This is a genomic window from Micromonospora ferruginea (assembly GCF_013694245.2).
Taxonomy (GTDB): domain Bacteria; phylum Actinomycetota; class Actinomycetes; order Mycobacteriales; family Micromonosporaceae; genus Micromonospora; species Micromonospora robiginosa.
Map to the genome: position 1 here is coordinate 2,386,941 of NZ_CP059322.2, position 25,288 is coordinate 2,412,228.

Below are 25,288 nucleotides of genomic sequence, written 5' to 3' on the forward strand. Positions count from 1 at the left end.
GTCAGGAGATTCCAAACTCTTTGCTGATGAAGTCGAAGATCTCGTCGTCGCTGGCCGCGTCGAGGTCGGGTCGCTCCGGTTCGTCGGCCGGGCCGGCCAGGTCGGTGGCCTTGGCGAGCAGGTCACGCATCCGGGTGGCGAACCGGTCCCGGGTGGCCGGGTCGAGCGCCAGCGTGGTGAGCAGCGACTCGACCGCGTCGATGCCCTGGAACAGCGGTTGGGTGGAGGGCGCCGCGTCGGCGGCGATCTCACCGGCCAGCTTCTCGGCGAGGGCGTGCGGCGTCGGGTAGTCGAAGACCAGCGTGGCGGGCAGCCGCAGCCCGGACAGCGTGTTGAGCCGGTTGCGCAGGTCGACCGCGGTCAGCGAGTCGAAACCCAGGTCGGTGAAGAGGCGGCCGGGGTCGACGGCCTCCGGCCCGGCGTGGCCGAGCACGGCGGCCACGTTCGCCCGGACCACGTCCAGCAGCACCTTGCGCCGCTCCGGGTCGGCCAGGCCGGCGAGCCGCTGGCCGAGCGACACGCCGCCGGCGCCGGCACCGCCCGCGTCGACCGAGCGGCGCAGCGGTACCCGGACCAGGCCGCGCAGCAGCGGGGCGAGCACGCCGGCCTCGGCCTGGCCGCGCAGCGCCGCCACGTCCAACCGCATCGGTACGACGGCGGCGGTGTCCAGCCGCCAGGCGGCGTCGAACAGGTGCAGCGCCTGCTCGGTGGAGAGCCCGGCGGCGCCCTGCTCGGCCATCCGCCGCACGTCGGCGTCGGCGAGGTGGCCGGTCATGCCGCTGGCCTGCTCCCAGAGGCCCCAGGCGAGGGAGATGCCGGGCAGCCCCTGGGCCCGCCGGTGCGCGGCGAGCGCGTCGAGGAACGCGTTGGCCGCGCCGTAGTTGGCCTGGCCGGCGCTGCCGAGCGTGGCGGCGGCGGACGAGAACAGCACGAACGCGCCGAGGTCGCGGCCGGCGGCGAGCCGGTGCAGGTGCCACGCGGCGTCGATCTTTCCGACGGCGACCGCGTCGATCCGGTCCGGGGTGAGCGACTCCAGCACGCCGTCGTCGAGCACGCCGGCGGCGTGCACCACGGCGGTGAGCGGGTGCTCGGCGGGGATGCCGTCGAGCAGCGCGGCCAGCGCGTCCGGGTCGGCGGCGTCGCAGGCGGCGACCGTGACCTCGGCGCCGGCCTCGGCCAGCTCGGTGACCAGGGCGTCGATGCCGTCGGCGGTCGCGCCGCGCCGCCCGGCGAGCAGCAGGTGCCGGACGCCGTGGGTGGTGGCGAGGTGGCGGGCCAGGAGCCGGCCGAGCACGCCGGTGCCGCCGGTGATCAGCACGGTGCCGTCCGGGTCGACGCCGCCGGGCCGGGGCTCCAGCGCGGCCGGTACGCGGGCCAGGCGCGGCGCGCGCACCTGGCCGTCGTGCACGGCGAGCTGCGGTTCGCCGGTGCCGATCGCGGCGGCGAGCAGCGCGGCGCCGGCCGGGTCGGCGTCCAGGTCGACGAGCTGGATCCGGTCGGGGTGTTCGAGCTGGGCGGTGCGGACGAGTCCCCAGGCGGGCGCGGCGCGCAGGTCGACCCGGGCCGGGTCGCCGGTGGCCACCGCGCCGCGGGTGACCAGCACCAGCCGGGTGTCGGCGAACCGGTCGTCGGCGAGCCACGCTTGGAGCGTGCCGAGCAGGCGGTGGGTGGTGGCGCGGGCCTGCGCGGCCAGTTCGGGGCCGGTGCCGTCGCCGGTGCCGGCGATCGGCAGGATCAGCGTCCCGGGGGCGGGTTCGCCGCCGGCCAGCAGGTCGGCGAAGGCTTCCGGGGCGAGGTCGGGGCGGACCCGGGCGCCGGCGGCCTCGGCGGCGGCGTTGAGCGCGAGGTCGTCGCCGAGCACCACCCAGCGGCCGGCGGCCGGCGACGGTCCGGCGGTCACCGGCAGGACCGGCCAGTCCACCTGGAACAGCGACTCGTGCCGGCCGGAGCGGGCCGCGCCGAGCGCGTCGCCGGTGACCCGGCGCATGATCAGGGATTCGGCGTGCAGGACGGGGGCGCCGGTGGCGTCGGCGACCTGGAACGTGACGCCGACGTCGCCGGCCGCGGCGACGCGGACCCGCAGCGCGGTGGCCCCGGCGGCGAGCAGCGTGACGCCGGTCCAGGCGAACGGCAGGCGGGGCGCGGTGGCGTCGGCGCCGTCGCCCATCCGGCCGAGGAAGCCGCCGATGGACATGGCCTGGAGCGCGCCGTCGAGCAGCGCCGGGTGCAGCCCGAACCGGCCGGCTTCGGCGTGGTGCTCGGCGGGGAGCGCCACCTCGGCGAAGACCTCGTCGCCCCGGGTCCAGGCGGCACGCAGCCCGCGGAAGACCGGGCCGTAGCCGAAGACGGTGGACTCCAGGCCGGCGTAGAAGGAGTCGGAGGCGACGGGCGTGGCGCCGGGTGGCGGCCACACGCCGAGGTCGAACGCGGGCGCGTCGGCGCCGCGCGGGGCGAGCAGGCCGGTGGCGTGGCAGGTCCAGGCCACGTCGGCGAGGATCTCGTCGGACCCGTCGCGGTACGGGCGGGAGTGCAACTGCACCGGGCGGCGGCCGGTGTCGTCGCGCTCGCCGACGGTGAGCTGGATCTGGAGCGACCCGAGTTCGGGCAGGACGAGTGGGGCGAGCAGGGTGAGTTCCTCGACCACCGGGGCGCCGGCCTGCTCGCCGGCGTGCGCGGCCAGTTCGACGAACGCGGTGCCGGGCAGCAGGATCGCGTTCATCACCCGGTGCTCGCCGAGCCACGGGTGGGTGCGTACGGAGAGCCGGCCGGTGAAGACCAGCCGTTCGCTGTCGGGGAACGTGACGGCGGCGCTGAGTAGCGGGTGGCCGGCGTCCTGGAGGCCGGCGGAGGCGACGTCCTGGGCGCGGTGGGCGGGCGGGTCGAGCCAGAACCGCTGCTGCTCGAACGCGTAGGTGGGCAGCGCGACGGTGCCGGTCTCGGCGAGCACGGCGGTGAGGTCGACGGGCAGGCCGATGGTGTGGGCGGTGGCGAGGTTGGTCAGCAGCCGGGTCGGGTCGTCCTCACCCCGACGCAGCGTGGACAGCGTGTGTCCGGCGGTGGCGGTGTCGTCCAGGATCGCGGTGACCGGCATGGCCAGCACCGGATGCGGACTGATCTCCACGAACGTCGTGTGACCCGCCTCGATCGCCGTACGCACGGCGGTGTCGAAGCGGACGGTCTGCCGGAGGTTGTCGTACCAGTAGTCGGCCGTCATCGTGGCCGGGTCCACCCAGTCACCGGTGAGGGTGGACACCAGCCGGGTGTGACCGGCCAGCGGGGTGACACCGGCCAGGTCGGTGCGCAACTGCTGCGCGACCTCCTCCACGGCCACCGAGTGGGAGGCGTAGTCCACCGGAATCAACCGGGCCCGGATGCCGTCGGCCTGACAGGCGTCGACCAGATCGGCGACCGCCTGCGGTGGACCGGAGACGACCACGGTCGCCGGACCGTTGACCGCCGCGATCCCCACACCCGCGAACCGTGATCCGTCCGCGGCCGGACCGGTGTCACCGCCGCCCCGGACCGGCGCGGTCCCGTCGCTCGCCGGCCCGGAGCCGGCCGACGTCGCCAGCGCCAGCCGCGCGGCGACCTCGTCGGCCGACAGATCGACCGACGCCATCGTCCCGGTCCCCCGCAACGCGGACAGCGCCCGCGACCGCAGGGCCACCGTCCTCGCCGCGTCGTCCAGGGACAGGATCCCCGCCACACACGCCGCACCGATCTCACCCTGCGAATGCCCGATCACCGCCTGCGGGCTCACCCCCACGTGCCGCCACACCGCGGCCAGGGCGACACCGACCGCCCACAGGACCGGCTGCACCACCTCCACCCGCTCCAACCACGACTCGTCGTCGCCGGTCAACACCGACACCAGGTCGACATCGAGGTAGGGAGAAAGCGCCACCTGACACTCGGCCAACGCCGCGTCGAACACCGGCGACCGACCGACCAGACCAGAAGCCATCCGCGCCGACTGCGCACCCTGACCCGGGAACACGAACACCGGACCCGCGCCGTGTGACGCGACCGATCCGGACACCACGTTGCCGGCCGGCGCGCCGGACGCGAGCGCGTCCAGTCCGGACAGCAACTCCTGCACCGACGACCCGACCACGGCGGCCCGATTGTCGAACGCGGACCGGGTGGCGGCCAGCGACCAGGCGAGCGCGGCGGCGTCACCGTCGCCACCCGAGCGGACGTGCTCGGCCAGGCGGGCGGCCTGCCCGGCCAGCGCCGCGCGGGACCGCGCGGACACCGCCCACACCGTCGCGGCGGTGTCCAGCAGGCCGGCGCCGGCCGCGGCCGGGGCGGCCGGTTCGTCGCCCTGTTCCACGATGACGTGCGCGTTGGTGCCGGAGATGCCGAACGACGACACCGCCGCCCGGCGCGGGCGGTCGCCCGCCGGCCAGGGCCGCGCCTCGGTGGCCAACTCCACCGCGCCGGCGTCCCAGTCGATGTGCGGGGACGGCTCGTCCACGTGCAGCGTGCGGGGCACGGTGCCGTGCCGCATGGCCTGCACCATCTTGATGACGCCGGCGACGCCGGCGGCGGCCTGGGCGTGGCCGATGTTCGACTTGATCGAGCCGAGCAGCAGCGGCCGGCCGGCGGGCCGGTCCTGCCCGTACGTGGCGAGCAGCGCCTGCGCCTCGATCGGGTCGCCGAGCGTGGTGCCGGTGCCGTGCGCCTCGACCACGTCCACGTCGGCCGGGGACAGCCGCGCCGCGGCCAGCGCCGCCCGGATGACCCGCTGCTGCGAGGGGCCGTTCGGGGCGGTCAGACCGTTGGACGCGCCGTCGGAGTTGACCGCGCTGCCGCGCACGATCGCGAGCACGTGCCGGCCCTGCCGGCGGGCGTCGGAGAGGCGCTGCACCAGCAGCAGGCCGACGCCCTCGGACCAGCCGGTGCCGTCGGCGGCGGCGGCGAACGACTTGCACCGGCCGTCGGCGGCCAGGCCGCGCTGGCGGGAGAACTCCACGAACGCGGTCGGGGTGGCCATCACGATGACGCCGCCGGCCAGCGCCATGTCGCACTCGCCGCGGCGCAGCGCCTGCCCGGCCCAGTGCAGCGCGACCAGCGACGACGAGCAGGCCGTGTCCAGCGACACCGCCGGCCCTTCCAGGCCGTACGTGTAGGCGACCCGGCCGGAGATGACGCTGCTGGTCATGCCGGTGAGCGCGTACCCGGAGGTCTCCTCGGGGGCGAACGCGAGCAGCGAGCCGTAGTCCTGGCCGCTGGTGCCGACGAACACGCCGGTGCTGCTGCCGCGTACCCCGGTCGGGTCGATGCCGGCGGACTCGAACGTCTCCCAGGTGGTCTCCAGCAGCAGCCGCTGCTGCGGGTCCATGGCGAGGGCCTCGCGCGGGCTGATGCCGAAGAAGCCGGGGTCGAAGCGGTCGACGTCGGCGAGGAAACCGCCGCCGCGGGCGTAGAACGTGCCGGTGGCGTCCGGGTCGGGGCTGTAGAGGGTGTCCAGGTCCCAGCCCCGGTCGCCGGGCAGGTCGGTGATCGCGTCGACGCCCTCGGCGACCAGCCGCCACAGGTCGTCCGGGGTGGACACGCCGCCGGGCAGCCGGCAGGCCATGCCGATGATGGCCAGCGGCTCGTCGTCGCCGACGGTGACCGGGGCGGTCGCCGGCCGGGCCGGGACCGGCACGCCGGCGATCTCGGTGTCCAGGTGGGCGGCGAGTTCCTGCGGGCTCGGGTAGTCGAAGACCAGCGTGGCGGGCAGCCGCAGGCCGAACGCGTTGCCGAGCCGGTTGCGCATCTCGACGGCGGTGAGCGAGTCGAAGCCGAGGTCGCTGAACGCCCGGCGCGGGTCGACGGCAGCCGGGTCGGGGTAGCCGAGCACGGCGGCGGCCTGCCCCCGGACGATCTCCAGCAGCGCGGCCCGCCGGTCGGCGTCGGCGAGCGCGGCGAGCTGCTGCACCAGCGACGCCCCGGTGGCCGGCGCGGCGGCGGCGCCCCGGCCGGCGCGGATCAGCGCCCGGTACAGCGGCGGGACGGCGCCGGCGAACTGGGCCCGCATGGCGGCCAGGTCGAGGTGGGCCGGCACCAGCGCGGCGGCCGGGACGCGGCAGGCGGCGTCGAACAGCGCCAGCCCCTCCTCCGCCTCCATCGCGGCCACGCCGGAGCGGGAGATGCGGTTGAGGTGGACGTCGTCCAGTTCGGTGGTCATGCCGCTGCGGTCGGCCCAGAGGCCCCAGGCGAGGGTGAGCGCGGCGAGGCCGCGGGCGCGGCGGTGGTGGGCGAGCCCGTCGAGGAAGGCGTTGGCGGCGGCGTAGTTGCCCTGGCCGGGGCCGCCGGCGGTGGCCGCGAGCGAGGAGTACGAGACGAACGCGGTGAGGTCGAGGCCGGCGGTCAGCTCGTGCAGGTGCCAGGCGGCGTCGACCTTGGGACGCAGCACGCCGTCGACCCGGTCCGGGGTGAGCGAGGAGATGACGCCGTCGTCGCGTACCCCGGCGGCGTGGATCACGGCGGTGAGCGGGTGGTCGGCGGGGAGGTCGGCGAGCAGCGCGGCGACCGCGTCGCGGTCGGCGACGTCGCAGGCGGCGACCGTGACGGTGGCACCGAGCGCGGTCAGCTCGTCGCAGAGTTGCGGAATGCCGGCGGCGTCCCGGCCGCGCCGGCTGGTGAGCACCAGGTGCCGCACGCCGTGCCGGGTCACCAGGTGCCGGCTCATGAGCTGGCCGAGCGTGCCGGTGGCGCCGGTGATCAGCACCGTGCCGTCGGCGTCGAACGCCGCCTCGGCCGGGTCGGCGGGCGCGGGCACCCGGGTGAGCCGGGCGCCGGCCGCGACGCCGGCCCGGATCGCGAGCTGTGGTTCGTCGGTGTCCAGCGCCGGCACCAGCGCGGCGGCGGCGCCGGCCGGGTCGTCCACGTCGACCAGCACGAACCGGCCCGGGTTCTCCGACTGGGCGGAGCGCACCAGGCCGATGACGGCGGCGCCGGCCAGGTCGGTGAGGTCGGCGTCCGGGTCGGTGGCGACCGCGCCGCGGGTGAGCACGACCAGCCTGGTGGCCTCGTGGCGGTCGTCGGCGAGGAACCGCTGGAGCACGTCGAGCGCCCGGTGGGTCACCTCGGCGACCCAGCGCGGCACGTCCCGCTCGCCGCGCGGTTCGAGGAACGGCGCCACCAGCACCGCGGGCGCGTCGGCGCCGTCGTCCAGCGCGGTGGTCAGCGCTGCGAGATCCGGGTACGCGGTGACGGCCGTTCCGGTGGCGGCCACCGCGTCGGTGAGGTCGGCGTCGGTGTCGAGCACCGCCCAGGCGCCCTCGGCGGGTCCGGCGGCCAGCGGGAGCGGGGTCCAGTCGATCCGGTACAGCGACTCGGGTCCGCCGCCGCCGGCGGTCCGGAGCTGGTCGGCGGTGACCGGCCGCAGCACGAGCGAGCCGACCGAGGCGATCGGGGCGCCGTCGACGCCGGCGAGGAGCAGCGAGACGCTGTCCGGGCCGGTGTGCCGGACGCGGACCCGGGCGGCGGCGGCGCCGGCGGCGTGCAGCGCGATGTCGTTCCAGGAGAACGGCAGCCGGCCGTGGCCGGGGGGCAGTCCGGGGCCGGTCGACCCGCCGGTGGCGCTGGTGAGGCCGAGCGTGTGCAGCGCGGCGTCGAGCAGCGCCGGGTGCACGCCGTAGCCGCCGGCCTCGGCGGCCGGCGCCTCGGGCAGCGTCAGGTCGGCGAAGAGGTCGTCGCCGCGCCGCCAGGCGGTGCGCAGCGCGATGAACGACGGGCCGTAGTCGTAGCCCTGGGCGGCGAGGTGCGGATAGAGCTGGTCGGTGGGCACCTCGGTGGCGTCCGGCGGCGGCCAGGCGGCGAGGTCGGACCAGCCGGGCACGCCGGGTTGCGCCGGTCGGTCGGCGAGGACGCCGCTGGCGTTGCGGGTCCAGGCGCGCCGGTCCCCGTCGGTGGCGTCGCCGGCCTGCTCGTCGCCGGGCCGGTCGTCGTCGGGCGCGGAGTGCAGCGACACGGACCGGCAGCCGGTCTCGTCGGCCGGGCCGATCCAGAGCTGGATGTCGACGCCGCCGGTCTCGGGCAGGATCAGCGGCGCTTCGAGGGTCAGCTCGCGGACGTGGTCGGCGCCGACGTGCGCGCCGGCCTGAAGCGCCAGCTCGACGAAGCCGGTGCCGGGCAGCAGCACGGTGTCGAAGACGACGTGGTCGGCGATCCACGGGTGGGTACGCCGGGACAGCCGGCCGGTGAACAGGAAGCCCTCGGCGTGGGCCACGCCGACGGCGGCGCCGAGCAGCGGGTGCCGGGCGGGGCGCAGGCCGACCGCGGTGACGTCGCCGGTCCACCCGCCGCCGGCCTCCGGCCAGTAGCGCTGGTGCTGGAACGCGTAGGTGGGCAGGTCGACGCGGGTGGCGCCGGTGCCGGCGAACCAGGGCGTCCAGTCGATGCGGACGCCGTGCACGTGCAGCTCGGCCAGCCCGGCCAGCAGCGCCTCGGTCTCGTCCCGGTCCCGGCGCTGCGCGGCGACCGCCACCACCGTCTCGTCGTCGGGCAGGATCTCGGCGGTCAGCGCGGTGAGCACGCTCTGCGGGCCGATCTCCAGGAACGTGTCCGCCCCAGCGGCGTGCAGTGCGGTCACGCCGTCGGCGTACCGGACCGCCTCCCGGACGTGCCGCACCCAGTAGTCGGCGGTGGTGATCTCGTCCCCGGCGAGCGCGCCGGTCACGTTGGACACGACCGGCAGGCTCGGCGCGGCGAACGTCAACCCGTCGAGGACCGTGCGGAACTCGGCGAGCATCGGCTCCATCAGCGGACTGTGGAACGCGTGCGACACCGTCAACCGGCGAACCCGCACGCCGCGCTCCCGCCAGGCGTGCTCCACCTCGTCCAGCGCGTCGACCGGCCCGGACACCACCACCGACGACGGCCCGTTGACCGCCGCGATCCCGAGGTCCGCGTGGCCCGCGTGGTTCGCGGTGTTCGCGTGGTTCGCGCTCGCGATCGAAGCGGCCACCTCGGCCTCCGGCGCGGCGACCGCCAGCATCCCGCCGCCGTCAGGCAGCGCCTGCATCAACCGGCCCCGCGCCGCCACCAGCGCACACGCGTCGGCCAGGGACAGCACACCGGCCACGTGCGCTGCGGTGATCTCCCCGATCGAATGGCCACCCACGAAGTCCGGGATCACCCCGAACGACTCCACCAGGCGGAACAACGCCACCTCGACCGCGAACAACCCCGCCTGGGTGAACTCCGTCCGATCCAGCAGGTCACCGTCACCGAACAGCACCGGCTTCAACGGCTGCGACAGCAGCGGGTCGAGCTGCGCGCACACCTCGTCCAACGTGGACGAGAACACCGGAAACGCCTCGGACAACTCCCGACCCATGCCGGCGCGCTGCGCGCCCTGCCCGGAGAACAGCACCGCCACGGCCTGCCGGTCGGTCGCCGCGCCGGTTGTCGTACCGGCCGGCGGCGTTCCGGCGGCGAGGGCCCGCAGCCCGGCGAGCAGGTCGTCGCGGCCGGTGACGGCGAGCACGGCCCGCCGGTCCAGCGCCGCCCGCCCGGTGGCCGACGAGAACGCCACGTCGAGCGCGGTCGCCGCCGGGTCGGCGGCCAGCCGCGCGGCCCAGCGGCGCGCCTGGTCGGCGAGCGCGGCGTCGTCGCGGGCCGACACCAGCACCGGTACGACCGGACGAGTGCGCGCCGGCGCCGCGTCGGCGGCCGGGGCGGGCTCGTCCGGCGGCGCCTGTTCGAGGATGGTGTGCGCGTTGGTGCCGGACACGCCGAACGAGGAGATCGCCGAGCGGCGGGGCCGGTCCACCGCCGGCCACGGGGTGGCCTCGGTGACCAGCTCGACCGCGCCGGTGTCCCAGTCGACCTGCGGCGTCGGCGCGTCCACGTGCAGGGTGGGCGGGACGAGCCCGTGCCGCATCGCCTGCACCATCTTGATGACTCCGGCGACGCCGGCCGCGGCCTGCGTGTGCCCCAGGTTCGACTTGACCGAGCCGAGCAGCAGCGGCGCGGCGTCACCCCGGTCCTGCCCGTACGTGGCGAGCAGCGCCTGCGCCTCGATCGGGTCGCCGAGCCGGGTGCCGGTGCCGTGCGCCTCCACCACGTCCACGCCGCCGGCGGCGAGCCCGGCGTTGGACAGCGCCTGCTGGATCACCCGCTGCTGCGACGGGCCGTTCGGGGCGCTCAGCCCGTTCGACGCGCCGTCCTGGTTGACGGCGCTGCCGCGCAGCACGGCGAGGATCGGGTGGCCGTTGCGGCGGGCGTCGGAGACGCGTTCCAACAGCAGCACGCCGACACCCTCGGACCAGCCGGTGCCGTCGGCGGCGGCGGCGAACGCCTTGCACCGGCCGTCGGCGGCCAGCCCGCGCTGGCGGGAGAACTCCACGAACGCGCCCGGCGTACACATGGCGGTGACGCCGGCGACGACGGCGAGCGTGCACTCCCGCTGCCGCAGCGCCTGCCCGGCCAGGTGCATCGCCACCAGCGACGACGAGCAGGCGGTGTCGACGGTGACCGCCGGTCCCTCCAGGCCGAACGTGTAGGCGATCCGGCCGGACACCACGCTGCCGGCGTTGCCGGTCATCAGGTGCCCCTCCAGGCCCTGCGCGGCGGCGGTCATCAGCACGGTGCCGTAGTCCTGGCCGGTGCTGCCGGCGAACACGCCGGTGCGGGTGCCGCGCAGCGTGTGCGGGTCGATGCCGGCGGACTCGAAGACCTCCCAGGTGGTCTCCAGCAGCCACCGCTGCTGCGGGTCCATGGCCAGCGCCTCGCGCGGCGAGATGGCGAAGAAGCCGGGGTCGAAGTCGGCGAGGTCGGTGACGAAGCCGCCGTGGCGCGCGTACGAGGTGCCGTTCTGCTCGGGGTCGCCGGCGTGCAGCGCGTCGAGGTCCCAGCCCCGGTCGGTGGGGAACTCGGTGATCACGTCCCGGCCGGACGCCACCACCTCCCAGAGCTGCTCCGGGGTGCGGATGCCGCCGGGGAAGCGGCAGCTCATGCCGACGATCGCGACCGGCTCCTGCTCGCCCGCCTCCACCTCGCGCAGCCGTTGCCGCACCTGGTGCAGGTCGGCGGTGACCCGCTTGAGGTAGTCGAGAAGCTTCGCCTCGTCAGCCATGGTCCGCCCATTCCCTGTGTTGCCCCGAGCCGGCAGCGGTCACGTCAGGACACCCCCAGCTCGCGGTCGATGAAGTCGAAGACCTCGTCCGGGGTGGCGTCCTGGAGCTTGCCGGCGACACCGTCGCCGTCCGCCGGGGCGTCCTCCTCGTTGAGCGAGGCCAGCAGCGTCCGGAGCCGTTCGGTGATCCGCAGTCGCGCGCCACGGTCGGGGGCGGCGCCGGACAGCGCCGCCTCCAGCCGTTCGAGTTCGCCGAAGACCGGCGCGGCGCCGGTCGCTCCCCCGTCCACCACGGCGGCGCGGACGTGGTCGGCGAGCAGCGCGGCGGTCGGGTAGTCGAACACCACCGTGGCGGCCAGCCGGACACCGGTGGCGGCGGTGAGCCGGTTGCGCAGCTCCACCGCGGTCAGCGAGTCGAAGCCGAGGTCCCGGAACGCCCGGTCGGGTTCGACGGCGGTGTCCGAGGCGTGTCCGAGCACCGCCGCGGCCTGGCCCCGGACGAGGTCCAGCAGGGTCTTGCGCCGTTCCGCCTCGCTCTGCCCGGCGAGCAGGGCGGCGAGCGACTCGGCGGTGGGGCCGGCGTCGTCGGCCCGCTCGGCGGTGGCGCGGCGGGCCTCCGGGATGCCGGTGAGCAGCGGGCTGGGCCGGACCGCGGTGAAGCCGGGCACGTACCGGGCCCAGTCGATGCCGGCGACCAGGGTGACCGGTTCACGGCGGGCGAGGCAGCCGGCGAGCGCGGTGAGCGCGAGGTCGCTGTCGAGCCTTGCGACGCCGCTGCGCCGGCGGCGTTCCGCGACGGCGGGGTCGGCGTCGGCCATGCCGCCGGTGGCCCACGGTCCCCAGGCGACGGAGGTGGCCGGCAAGCCCCTCCGGTGCCGCTGCTCGGCCAGCGCGTCGAGGTAGGCGTTCGCGGCGGCGTAGCTGCCCTGCCCGGCGGCGCCGAGCTGCCCGGGCAGGGCGGAGAAGAGCACGAAGGCGCGCAGGTCCCGTTCGGCGGTCAGCTCGTGCAGGTGCAGCGCGCCGAGCACCTTGGGTCGCAGCACGTCGGCGATCCGGTCGGCGGTGAGGCCGTCGAGCACCCCGTCGTCGAGGACGCCGGCGGTGTGCACGACGCCGGTCAGCGGCGCGTCGGCGGGCACCTCGTCGAGGAGCTTGGCCAGCGCGGCCCGGTCGGCGACGTCGCACGCCGCGACCGTGACCCGGGCGCCCCGCTCGGTGAGGTCGCGGACCAGGTCGGCGGCGCCGGGCGCGTCGGCGCCGCGCCGGCTGACCAGCAGCAGGTGCGCCGCGCCCCGGTCGGCGAGCCAGCGGGCCACCTGCCCGCCGAGCGCGCCGGTGCCACCGGTGACCAGCGTGGTGCCGGGGTGGTCGGGGTCCGGGTCGGTGCCGCCGCCGGGGGCGCGGACGAGCCGGCGGACCAGCAGCGTGACGCCGTCGACGGCGAGCTGGTCCTCCCCGTCGGGCCCGGTGAGCGCGGCGCAGAGCAGGTCCCAGCCGTGGTCGTCGAGCGTGGCCGGCACGTCGACCAGGCCACCCCAGCGTTCCGGGTGTTCCAGCGCGACGACCCGGCCGAGACCCCAGAGCAGGGCCTGCTCGGGCCGCCCGGCGCCGCCGTCGCGGGTGGTGCCGGCGGCGCCCCGGGTGAGGCACCACAGCGGCGCGGCGACGTCGAGGTCACCGAGCGCCTGCACCAGGGCGAGCGAGCGGGCCAGGAACGGCGGCACCGGCTCGGTGGCGTCGACCGGGCCGTCGGCGAGCGCGAGCAGGGAGAGCACCCGGTCGGCCGGGTCGGGGCCGGCGGCGGTGAGCCGGGCGGCGACGGCGGCGCGGTCGGTGGCGTCGGCGGGCAGCAGCACCAGCCGGGCGTCCGCGCCGCGTCGGGTCAGTTCGGCCACCGCCGTCTCCGCCTCGGCGCGGACGGCCTCGTCGGCGACGACCCACCAGAGGCCGGTGAGGTACCCGACCGGGACGCCGCCGTACGGCTGCCAGACGGCCCGGTAGCGCAGGTCGTCGAGGGTGGACCGGTCGCGGTGCCGGCGCCGCCAGTCGGCGAGCAGCGGCAGCGCCGCGCCGAGCCGGTCGAGGGATTCGGCGGCGTCGGCGGCGGTGAGGTCGGCGAGCGCGGCGAGGTCCTCGTTGTCGACGGCGGCCCAGAAGGCGGCGTCGACGCCGGTCGGGCCGTCGGCGGCGGCGGGCGTGGCGGCGCCGGCGCGGGGCCAGTAGCGGGCCCGGTCGAACGCGTAGGTGGGCAGCGCGATGGTGTCGGTCTCGGCGAGCACGGTGGTGAGGTCGACGGGCAGGCCGATGGTGTGCGCGGTGGCGAGGTTGGTCAGCAGCCGGGTCGGGTCGTCCTCACCCCGACGCAGCGTGGACAGCGTGTGCCCGGCGGTGCCGGTGTCGTCCAGGATCGCCGTCACCGGCATCGCCAGCACCGGATGCGGACTGATCTCCACGAACGTCGTGTGACCCGCCTCGATCGCCGTACGCACCGCCGTGTCGAAGCGGACGGTCTGCCGGAGGTTGTCGTACCAGTAGTCGGCCGTCATGGTCGCCGGGTCCACCCAGTCACCGGTCAACGTCGACACCAGCCGGGTATGCCCCGGCTGCGGCGTCACATCCGCCAGGTCGGTGCGCAACTGCTGCGCGACCTCCTCCACGGCCACCGAGTGGGAGGCGTAGTCCACCGGAATCAACCGGGCCCGGATGCCCTCGGCCTGACACGCCTGCACCAGATCGGCGACCGCCTGCGGCGGACCGGAGACGACCACGGTCGCCGGACCATTGACCGCCGCGATCCCCACACCCGCGAACCGTGATCCGTCCGCGGCCGGACCGGTGTCGCCGCCGGCCGGGACCGGCGCGGTCCCGTCGCTCGCCGGCCCGCAGCCGGCCGACGTCGCCAGCGCCAGCCGCGCGGCGACCTCATCAGCCGACAGATCGACCGACGCCATCGTCCCGGTCCCCCGCAACGCCGACAACGCCCGCGACCGCAGGGCTACCGTCTTCGCGGCGTCGTCGAGGGACAGGATCCCGGCCACACACGCCGCGCCGATCTCACCCTGCGAATGCCCGATCACCGCCTGCGGATTGACACCCACGTGCCGCCACACCGCGGCCAAGGCGACACCGACCGCCCACAGGACCGGCTGCACCACCTCCACCCGCTCCAACCACGACTCGTCGTCACCGGTCAACACCGACACCAGATCCACGTCCAGATACGGCGCTAGCGCGGTCTGGCACTCGGTCAGCGCCGCGTCGAACACCGGCGACCGACCCACCAGACCAGAAGCCATCCGCGCCGACTGCGCACCCTGACCCGGGAAGACGAACACCGGACCGGCGCCGTGTGACGCGACCGCGCCGGACACCGCGTTGCCGGCGGGCGCGCCGGACGTGAGCGCGTCCAGACCCGACAGCAGCTCCTCGACCGACGAGCCGACCACGACCGCCCGCTGGTCGAACGCCGACCGGGTGGTCGCGAGGGACCACGCCACCACGGCCGGGTCGGCCGGGTCGGCGTGCAGGTGCCGGGACAGCCGCTGGGCCTGCCGGGCGAGCCCGTCGCGGGTCCGCGCCGACACCGGCCAGGCGGTCACGCCGGCGGCGAGCAGGCCGGGCCGGGCGGTGTCCGCCTCGGCGACCGCCTCGGCGGGCAGTTCCAGGATGACGTGGGCGTTGGTGCCGGAGATGCCGAACGAGGAGACCGCCGCCCGGCGGGCCGACCCGCTGCCCGGCCAGGGCCGGTTCTCGGTGACCAGCTCCACCGCACCGGCCGACCAGTCGATGTGCGGCGACGGCGCGTCCACGTGCAGTGTCGTCGGGACGACCCCGGCCCGCATGGCCAGGATCATCTTGATCACGCCGGCTACGCCGGCGGCGGCCTGGGTGTGGCCGATGTTCGACTTCACCGAGCCGAGCAGCAGCGGTTCGACGTCGTCCCGGCCCTGCCCGTACGTGGCGATGAGCGCCTGCGCCTCGATCGGGTCACCGAGCGTGGTGCCGGTGCCGTGCGCCTCCACCACGTCCACGTCGGACGGGGACAGCCGCGCGGCGGCCAGCGCCGCCCGGATCACCCGCTGCTGCGACGGGCCGTTGGGGGCGGTGAGTCCGTTCGACGCGCCGTCCTGGTTGACCGCGCTGCCGCGCAGCACGGCGAGCACCGGGTGCCCGTTGCGCCGGGCGTCGGAGAGCCGTTCGACCAGGAGCATCCCGACGCCCTCCCCCCATCCGGTTCCGTCCGCGGCGGCGGCGAACGCCTTGCACCGCCCGTCGGGAGCGAGGCCGCGCTGGCGGGAGAACTCGACGAACAGTCCCGGGGTGGACATGACGGTCACGCCGCCGGCGAGCGCCAGGTCGCACTCGCCGCGTTGCAGCGCGGCCGCCGCCAGGTGCAGCGCGACCAGCGACGACGAACACGCCGTGTCCACCGAGACCGCAGGTCCTTCCAACCCCAACACGTACGCCACCCGCCCCGAGACCACGCTCGCCGCGTTCCCGGTGCTCGCGAACCCTTCGACCTCGTCCGCGGACACCATCAACAGGGCCCCATAGTCCTGTCCGTTCGTGCCGACGAACACCCCTGTTCGTGAACCCCGCAAGCCACCCGGGTCAACCCCTGCCCGCTCGATCGCCTCCCACGACGTCTCCAACAGCAGGCGCTGCTGCGGGTCCATGGCCACCGCCTCGCGCGGTGAGATGCCGAAGAAGCCGGCGTCGAAGTCGGCCACGTCGTAGAGGAACGCGCCGGTGCGGACGTAGGAGGTGCCGGCGGAGTAGGGGTCGGGGTCGTAGAGCCGGTCGACGTCCCAACCGCGGTCGCCGGGCAGGTCCGAGACCGCGTCCCGGCCGGCGTGCAGCAACTGCCAGAACCGCTCGGGGTCGGTGACGCCGCCCGGGAACCGGCAGGACATCGCGACGACCGCGATCGGCTCGTCGTCGGCCAGCGGCGCGGGGCCGGCGACCGTCTCGGGCCCGGCACTACCGCCCAGTTCCTCGTCCAGGTGCCGGGCCAGCACGGTGGCGGTCGGGTAGTCGAAGACCAGCGTGACCGGCAGCCGCAGCCCGGTGGCGGTGCCGAGCCGGTTGCGCAGCTCGACCGCGGTGACCGAGTCGAAGCCGAGGTCCCGGAACGCGTGGTGCGGGTCGACGGCCTGGCCGCCGTCGTACTTCAGGACCGTGGCCGCCTGGTCGCGGACCAGGTCGAGCAGCGCCTGCCGGCGTTGCGCGGACGCCATCCGGGCGAACGCGCCGGCCGGGCCGGCGAGCTCGGCCTCGGTGGTCTCGGCCGGTTCCCGGTCGGCGGCGAGTCGCCGCACCTCGGGGATCTCGGCGATCAGCGGGGCCGGGCGGGTGGCGGTGAGCGCGATCCGGAACCGGTCCCAGGCGATGTTGGAGACGGTCAGGAACGTCTCGTCGTGGGCGAGCGCCTGGTGCAGCGCGGCGATCGCGAGCCGGGGCGGCATCTCGGGCGCGCCGTGGCGGTGCAGCATCCGGCCGAACTCGCCGTCGGCCATGCCGCCGCCGCCCCAGGCGCCCCAGGCGATCGAGGTGGCCGGCAGGCCGAGGTCGCGCCGGTGTTCGGCGAGCGCGTTGAGGTAGGCGTTGCCGGGGGCGTAGTTGCCGACGCCGGAGCTGCCCACCGTGCCGGCCATCGCGGAGAACAGCACGAACGCGTCGAGGTCGCGGTCGCGGGTCAGCTCGTGCAGGTTGACCGCGGCGGTGACCTTGGCGGCGAGCGCGTGGTCGAGCTGGTCGAGGGTGAGCGCGCCGATCACCGCGTCGTCCAGCACGGCGGCGGTGTGCACCACGGTGGTGAGAGGATGCTCGGCGGGCACCTCGGCCAGCACGGCGGCGAGGGCGTCCCGGTCGGCGGCGTCGCAGGCCGCCACCGTGACCCGGGCGCCCAGCGCGGTGAGGTCGGCCTCCAGCTCGGCGACGCCGTCGCCGGCCCGGCCGCGCCGGCTCAGCAGCACCAGGTGGTCGGCGCCGTGGGCGGCGAGCCAGCGGGCCACGTGCCCGCCGAGCGCGCCGGTGCCGCCGGTGACCAGCGCGGTGCCGGTGGGCCGCCAGTCGCGCGGTGCGGGCGTGTCGCCGAGCGGGGCGCGCAGCAGCCGCCGCCCGTACGCGCCGGTGGGGCGCAGCGCCACCTGGTCCTCCCCGTCGGCGCCGGCGAGGACGCGGGCGAGGCGGACGGCGGTGCGGTCGTCCACGGTGTTCGGCAGGTCGACCAGGCCACCCCAGCGGTCCGGGTGCTCCAGCGCGGCGATCCGGCCGAAGCCCCAGGCGAGCTGCTGCGTCGGGTGGGTCAGCGGGTCGCCGGGGCCGGTGGAGACCGCGCCCCGGGTGAGCGCCCACAGCGGCGCGCGGACGCCGGCGTCGCCGAGCGCCTGGGTGAGCGTGACGGTGCCGGCGAACCCGGCCGGCACGTGCGGGTGGCCGGGCAGCGGCGTCTCGTCGAGCGGCAGGAGCGACACCACGCCGGTGGGCGGCGTGTCCCGGTGCGTGTCGCGCAGCCGGCCGGTGAGCGCGTCCCGGTCGGGCGCGCCGGTCAGCGCGATCTCGACGACGGTGGCGCCGTGTCGACGCAACGCGTCCGCCACGAAGCCGACCGTGGCGTCGGCGGGGGCGTCCGCGTCGGCGGTGACCAGCCACCAGGCGCCGGTCAGCGCAGGCGCTGCGGGGCCGTCCGAGGCGACCGGAAGCCACCCGTCGCGGTAGCGCCACGAGTCGACGGTGGCCTGGTCGCGGTGGCGGCGACGCCAGGCGGCGAGCGCGGGCAGCAGCGCGGTGAGGGCGTCCTCGGGCACCTCGGCGGCGTCGGCCAGCTCGGCGCCGACGGCGGCCGGGTCCTCGGCCTCGACGGCCGCCCAGAACCGGGCGTCCACCTCGTCCGCCTCGACCGTGCCGGCCGTGGTCCCGGCGGTCACGGCGGCGGCCGGGCGCGGCCAGTAGAGCTGCCGCTGGAACGGGTACGTGGGCAGGTCGAGCCGGCGGGCCGGCCGGCCGGCGAACGCGGGTCGCCAGTCGACGGCGCCGCCGCCGGCGTACACCTCGGCGACCGCGCGATGGAAGCGGGCCAGGCCGCCCTCGTCGCGGCGCAGCGTGCCGGTCACGGTGACCGCGGCCGGGTCGGCGGCGGCCGACTCGACGCTCTCCTGCATCGCCATGGTCAGCACCGGATGCGCGCTGACCTCGACGAACGTCTGGTGGCCGGTGGCGGCGAGGTCGCGCACGGCGGCGTCGAAGCCGACCGTCTGCCGCAGGTTGCGGTACCAGTAGTCGGCGTCCAGGCCGGCGGTGTCGAGCCAGTCGCCGGTCACCGTGGACCGGAAGCGGACCTCGCCGGTACGCGGGCGCAGGCCGGCGAGCAGTTCGCGCAGCCGCTCCCGCAGCGGCTCCACGTGCGCGGAGTGCGACGCGTAGTCCACCGGCACCCTGCGCACCCGCACGTCCCGCCCCTGGTAGTGGGCGACCAGTTCGTCCAGCGCGGCGGAGTCGCCGGAGACCACCACCGCGGTCGGGCCGTTGACCGCGGCGAGCGAGACCCGGCCGTCCCAGCGGCCGATCGTCGCGGTCACCTCGTCGGCGGTGGTGGCGACGGAGACCATGCCGCCGTCCCCGGCGATGCCGGCGATGATCCGGCTGCGCAACGCCACCACGGCGGCGGCGTCGTCGAGGCTGAGCCCACCGGCGACGTACGCGGCGGCGATCTCGCCCTGGGAGTGGCCGACGACGGCCGACGGGTGGACGCCGTAGGCGCGCCACAGCGCGGCCAGCGACACGCCGACCGCGAACAGCGCCGGCTGCACCACGTCCACCCGCTCCAGCGACGGCGCGCCGGGCAGGCCGCGCACCACGTCGGTCAACGACCAGTCGACGTGCGGGCGCAGCGCCGCCGCGCAGGCGGCGAACGTCTCGGCGAACACCGGAGCGGTGTCGAGCAGCTCGGCGGCCATTCCGGTCCACTGCGAACCCTGGCCGGGGAAGACGAAGACCACGTCGCCGGGCGTACCGGGGACGCGGGTGACGGTGTCCGGCGCGCCACGGCCGTCGGCGAGCGCGCCCAGCGCGGCGGTCAGGTCGTCGCGGCCGGCGGCGAGCACCACCGCCCGGTGCTCGTGGGCGCTGCGGGTGGTGGCCAGCGACCAGGCCAGGTCGGGCAGCGCGGCGTCCGGTACGGCGTCGAGGTGCGCCCGCAGGTCGCGGGCGCGGGCGGCGAGCGCGGCGGCGCTGCGCCCGGACAGCGTCCAGGGCAGTTCTCCGGCCGGCGCGTCGTCGTCGTGCGGGGCCGGTTCCTCCGGCGGCGCCTGCTCCAGGATGGTGTGCACGTTGGTGCCGCTGATGCCGAACGAGGAGACGCCGGCCCGGCGGGGCCGGTCGCCGGCCGGCCAGGGGCGGGCCTCGGTGAGCAGCGCGACCGTGCCGGCGGACCAGTCGACGTGCGGGGTGGGCTCGTCCACGTGCAGGGTGGGCGGCAGCACGCCGTGCCGCAGCGCCAGCACCATCTTGATCACGCCGGCGACGCCGGCCGCGGCCTGGGTGTGGCCCAGGTTCGACTTGACCGAGCCGAGCCACAGCGGTCGGTCGGCGTCCCGGTCCCGGCCGTAGGTGGCGATCAGCGCCTGCGCCTCGATCGGGTCGCCGAGCGTGGTGCCGGTGCCGTGCGCCTCGACGGCGTCGACCTGGTCGGGGGCGAGCCCGGCGTTCGCGAGGGCCTGCCGGATGACCCGCTGCTGGGCCGGCCCGTTGGGGGCGGTGAGCCCGTTGGACGCGCCGTCGGAGTTGACCGCGCTGCCGCGTACCACGGCGAGGACCGGGTTGCCGTCGCGGCGGGCGTCGGAGAGCCGCTGGAGCACCAGCAGGCCGACGCCCTCGCCCCAGCCGGTGCCGTCGGCGGCGCCGGCGAACGGCTTGCACCGACCGTCGGCGGCCAGGCCACGCTGGCGGGAGAAACCGACGAAGATGCCGGGGGTGGCCATCACCGTGGCGCCGCCGGCGAGCGCGAGGTCGCACTCCCCCGACTGCAACGCCTGCGCGGCGAGGTGCAACGCGACCAGCGACGCCGAGCAGGCGGTGTCGACCGTGACCGCCGGGCCGTGCAACCCGAAGGTGTACGCGAGCCGGCCGGAGATGACGCTTGCGGACACCCCGGTGGCGAGGTAGTTCTCGTCGCCGTCCCCGGCGGCCAGCAGCAGCGAGCCGTAGTCCTGGCCGTTGGTGCCGACGTAGACGCCGGTGCGGCTGCCGCGCAGCGCGGCCGGGTCGAGCCGGGCCCGTTCGAACGCCTCCCAGCTCGCCTCCAGCAGCAGCCGCTGCTGCGGGTCCATGGCCAGCGCCTCGCGGGGGCTGATGCCGAAGAACGCCGGGTCGAACGCGCCGGCGGAGTCGACGAAGCCGCCCTCCCGCACGTAGCTGGTGCCGAGGTGCTCGGGGTCGGGGTGGTACAGCTCGGCGACGTTCCAGCCGCGCTCGTCGGGCATCGGCGAGAGCGCGTCGACGCCGCCGGCGACCAGGTCCCAGAGCTGCTCGGGGCTGGCCACGCCGCCGGGGAACCGGCAGCTCATCGCCACGATGGCGACCGGCTCGCGGTGCCTGTCGACGTCGGCGGCGACGACCGCGCCGCCGGTCGGGTCGTCGGCGTGGTCGTGCAGGTGGGCGGCGAGTTCGGCGACCGTGGGGTGGTCGAAGACGAGCGTGGCGGGCAGCGTCGTGCCGGTCTCGGCGGCGAGCCGGTTGCGCAGCTCGACCGCGGTGAGCGAGTCGAAGCCCAGGTCGCGGAACGTGCGGTCGGGCAGCGGCCGACCGGCCGGGTGGCCGAGCACCAGCGCGGCCTGGGTGCGGACCAGCTCGGTGAGCTGCGCCAGGGACCGGCCGACCACCACCGCCGGGGCCACCCGGGCGGTGGCGGTGGGCACGCCGGGCAGGCCGGCGAGCAGCGGCGCGGGTCGCCCGCGTACGGCGGCGAGGCGGCCCCAGTCGACGTCGGCGACGACGACGGACGGCCCGGCGGCGGCGGTGATCCGGCCGAGCGCGGCGGCGGCCTGCTCGGCCGGGAGCGGGTTGACGCCGCCCCGGGTCAGCCGCGCGGTCAGCTCGGCGCTGGCGGCGGCCATCCCGTCGGCGGCCCAGGCGCCCCAGGCGACGGCGGTGGCCGGCAGCCCGAGGTCACGCCGCCAGGCGGCGAACGCGTCCAGGAAGGCGTTGGCCGCCGCGTAGTTGCCCTGCCCGGCGCTGCCGAGCACGCCGGCGAGCGAGGAGAAGAGCACGAACGCGTCGAGCCGGCGGTCGGCGGTGGCGTCGTGCAGCACCCGGGCGGCGCGGACCTTGCCGTCCAGCACGGCCGCCAGGCGGGCCAGGTCGAGGCCGTCGAGGATGCCGTCGTCCACGGTCCCGGCGGCGTGCACCACGGCGGTCAGCGCGGGCAGGTCGGCGACCAGCGCGGTGACGGCGGCGGGGTCGGTGACGTCGCAGCGCGCCACCCGGGCGCCGGGCAGCTCGGCGGCCAGGTCGGCGGCGCCGGGCGCGTCGGGGCCGCGCCGGGAGGCGAGCACCACCTCGGTCGCGCCGGCGGCGAGCAGCCAGCGCGCGACCTGCCGGCCGAGCGCGCCCGTACCGCCGGTGACGAGCACCGTGCCGGTCGGCCGCCAGCCGGGGCCGGTGGGCGCGGCGGCGGGGACGAGACGCCTGCCGAAGGTGCCGTGCGGCCGGACGGCGACCTCGTCGTGGCCGCCGTCGGCGAGCACGGCGCGCAGCGCGTCGGCGTCGATCCGGTCCGGCGTGGCGTCGGCGGGCAGGTCGACCAGGCCACCCCAGCGGTCGGGTTGTTCCAGCGCGACCGTCCGGCCGAGTCCCCAGGCGGCGGCCGCGTACGGGTCGGCGAGCGGTTCACCGCCGCCCACCGAGACCGCGCCCCGGGTCACGCACCACAGCCGACCGGCCCGGCCGGTGTCGGCGAGCGCCTGCACCAGGGTGAGCAGCAGCGCGGTCCCGGCCGGTACGGCCGGCGCGTCGGGGCGCGGCGCGTCCGGGCCGGGCAGCACGCAGAGCACGCCGCGCCAGCCCGCCTCGTCGTGGCCGCGCAGCAGGTCGGCCAGGTCACCACGGTCGGCGTCGGCGGGCACGGTGAGCACGTCGACGTCGGCGCCGGCCGCCGTGAGCGGCGCGGCCCAGGGTGCCGGGTCGTCGGCGGCGACGACCAGCCAGCGGCCGGTCAGGGCCGGGGCGGGCGCGGGACGCACCGCCTCCCACTCGACCCGGTACGACCAGCCGTCCAGCACCGCGTCGCGCTGCCGGGCCCGCCGCCACGAGGACAGCACCGGCACGGCCGGGCCGAGCGCGGCCACCGCGTCCGGGTCGTCCTGCACGGCCAGTTCGGACGCCACGGCCGGCAGGTCGCCGCGTTCCACGGCGGCCCAGAAGTCGCCGTCGGCGGCGTCCGGGTGGGGCTCCGGCCGGCTCGTGCCGTCACCGGCCCAGTAGCGCTCGCGCTGGAACGCGTACGTGGGCAGGTCGACCCGGTTCGCGCCGGTGCCGGCGAACCAGTCGGTCCAGGTCACCGGGTGGCCGTGCACGTACAGCTCGGCCAGCGCGGCCAGCAGCGCCTCGACCTCGGGGCGGTCGCCGCGTTGCGCGGCGACCGCGCGGACCGGCTCGCCGGGCAGGATGTCGGCGGTCAGCGCGGTCAGCACCGCGCGGGGGCCGATCTCCAGGAACGTGTCGACGCCGGCGGCGCGCAGCGCGTGCACGCCGTCGGCGTGGCGTACCGCCTCCCGGACGTGCCGTACCCAGTGGTCGGCGGTGCGGATCTCGTCCGGGTCGGCCAGCTCGCCGGTCACGTTGGACACCACCGGCAGCCTGGGGGCGGCGAACGTCAGCCGCTCCAGCACCGCCCGGAAGCGCGCCAGCACCGGCTCCATCAGCGGGCTGTGGAACGCGTGGCTGACGGTCAGCCGGCGGGTACGGACGCCCCGGTCCCGCCAGAGCCGCTCCAGCCGGTCGACGGCGTCCGCCGCGCCGGACAGCACCACCGCGGCCGGCCCGTTGACGGCGGCGACGTCGACCGGCTCGTCCGGGTCGGTCAGCGTGGCGCGCACGTCGGCTTCGGGCGCGGCCACGGCCAGCATCGCGCCGCCCGCCGGCAGCGCCTGCATGAGCCGACCCCGCGCGGCGACCAGCGCGGCGGCGTGCTCCAGCGTCAGCACGCCGGCCACGTGCGCGGCGGTGACCTCGCCGATCGAGTGGCCGCCGACCAGGTCGGGCGTCAGGCCGAACGACTCGACCAGGCGGAACAGCGCCACCTCGACCGCGAACAGGCCGGCCTGGGTGAACTGGGTCTGATCCAGCAGGTCACCGTCGTCGAACAGCACCTCCTTCAGCGGCCGGGGCAGCGCCCGGTCCAGGTGCGCGCACACCTCGTCCAGCGCGGCGGCGAACACCGGGAACTGCGCGTACAGCTCCCGGCCCATGCCGGCGCGCTGCGCGCCCTGCCCGGAGAAGAGCACCGCGAGCTGGCCACGGGGCGTGCCGGCGCCGGTGACCACGGTGCCGGCCGGCTCGCCGGCGGCGATCGCGCGCAGCGCGGCGACCAGGTCGTCCGGGCCGGCGGCGGCGACCACGGCCCGGTGGTCGAGCACCGACCGGGACACCACCGAGGAGTACGCCACGTCGAGCGGGCGCACCTCGGGCGCGGCGGCGAGCCGGGCGGCCCAGCGGCCGGCCTGGGCGGCGAGCGCGTCGGCGGAGCGGGCGGAGAGCAGCACCGGCACCACCAGCCGGGCCACCGGGGTCGGGGCCGGCTCGTCCTCGGCCGACGCCGGCTCCGGTTCGGGGGCCTGCTCGATGACGGTGTGCGCGTTGGTGCCGGACACGCCGAACGAGGACACCGCGGCGCGGCGCGGCCGGTCGGTGGACGGCCAGGGCGTGGCCTCGGTGGCGAGCGTGACCGCGCCGGCGGTCCAGTCGATGTGCGGCGACGGCGCGTCCACGTGCAGCGTCGGCGGGACAATGCCGTGCCGGACGGCCAGCACCATCTTGATGATCCCGGCGACGCCGGCGGCGGCCTGGGTGTGGCCCAGGTTCGACTTGACCGAGCCGAGCAGCAGCGGCGTGGACCGCTCCTGCCCGTACGTGGCGAGCAGCGCCTGCGCCTCGATCGGGTCACCCAACGTGGTGCCGGTGCCGTGCGCCTCCACCACGTCGACCTGCTCGGGGGTGAGCCGCGCGTTGGCCAGCGCCTGCCGGATCACCCGCACCTGGGACGGGCCGTGCGGGGCGCTCAACCCGTTGGACGCGCCGTCCTGGTTGACCGCGCTGCCCCGGATCACCGCGAGCACCGGGTAACCGTGCTTCTGCGCGTCGGAGAGGCGGGCCAGCAGCAGCATGCCGACGCCCTCGGACCAGCCGGTGCCGTCGGCGGCGGCGGCGAACGGCTTGCACCGGCCGTCGGCGGCCAGCCCGCGCTGGCGGCTGAAGCCGACGAACACCGCCGGGGTGGGCATCACGGTGACGCCGCCGGCCAGCGCCAGTTCGCAGTCGCCGTTGCGCAGCGCCTGCACGGCCAGGTGGACCGCCACCGAGGACGAGGAGCAGGCGGTGTCGATGGTGACCGCCGGCCCCTCCAGGCCGAGCGTGTACGCGATCCGGCCGGAGACGATGCTTGTCGAGTTGCCGGTCAGCGAGTGGCCCTCGCCGTCCTGCCCGGACTGGGCGAGGATCGCGTCGTAGCCGTGCGCGGCGGCGCCGACGAACACGCCGGTGCGGCTGCCCCGCACCGCCGGCAGCGGCAGCCTGGCGCGTTCGAACGCCTCCCAGCTCGCCTCCAGCAGCAGCCGCTGCTGCGGGTCCATGGCGACCGCCTCGCGGGGGCTGATGCCGAACAGGTCGGCGTCGAAGTTCCCGGCGTCGTAGACGAAGCCGCCCTCCCGCACGTAGCTGGTGCCCGGGTGGTCCGGATCGGGGTGGAAGAGCCGGTCCAGGTCCCAGCCCCGGTCGGCGGGGAACGGGCCGATCCCGTCGCGGCCGTCGCGCACCAGCTCCCACAGCTCCTCGGGCGACCCGACGCCGCCCGGGTACCGGCAGGTCATCGCCACCACCGCGATTCCCTCGGTGTCACGGGCCTCCAGCGCCCGCAGCCGCCGCCGGGTGCGCCGCAGCTCCGAGGTCGTACGCTTCAGGTACTCGACGTACTTCTCGTCCTCGCTGTTCACCGTGGTCCTA

2 protein-coding genes are annotated in these 25,288 nt (G+C 76.6%); both read right to left on the reverse strand.

Translation table 11 applies throughout. The features are described from left to right. Window position 1 precedes the first annotated feature (1 nt). Window positions 2–11,071, reverse strand: coding sequence for a type I polyketide synthase (locus H1D33_RS10535; RefSeq protein ID WP_181568239.1), 11,070 nt, complete (start codon window positions 11,069–11,071; stop codon window positions 2–4). A gap of 44 nt (window positions 11,072–11,115) precedes the next feature. Beyond that, the gene (locus H1D33_RS10540) at window positions 11,116–25,278 is read right to left on the reverse strand and encodes a type I polyketide synthase (protein ID WP_181568238.1); all 14,163 of its coding nucleotides are present in this window, start codon (window positions 25,276–25,278) and stop codon (window positions 11,116–11,118) included. Window positions 25,279–25,288 lie beyond the last annotated feature (10 nt).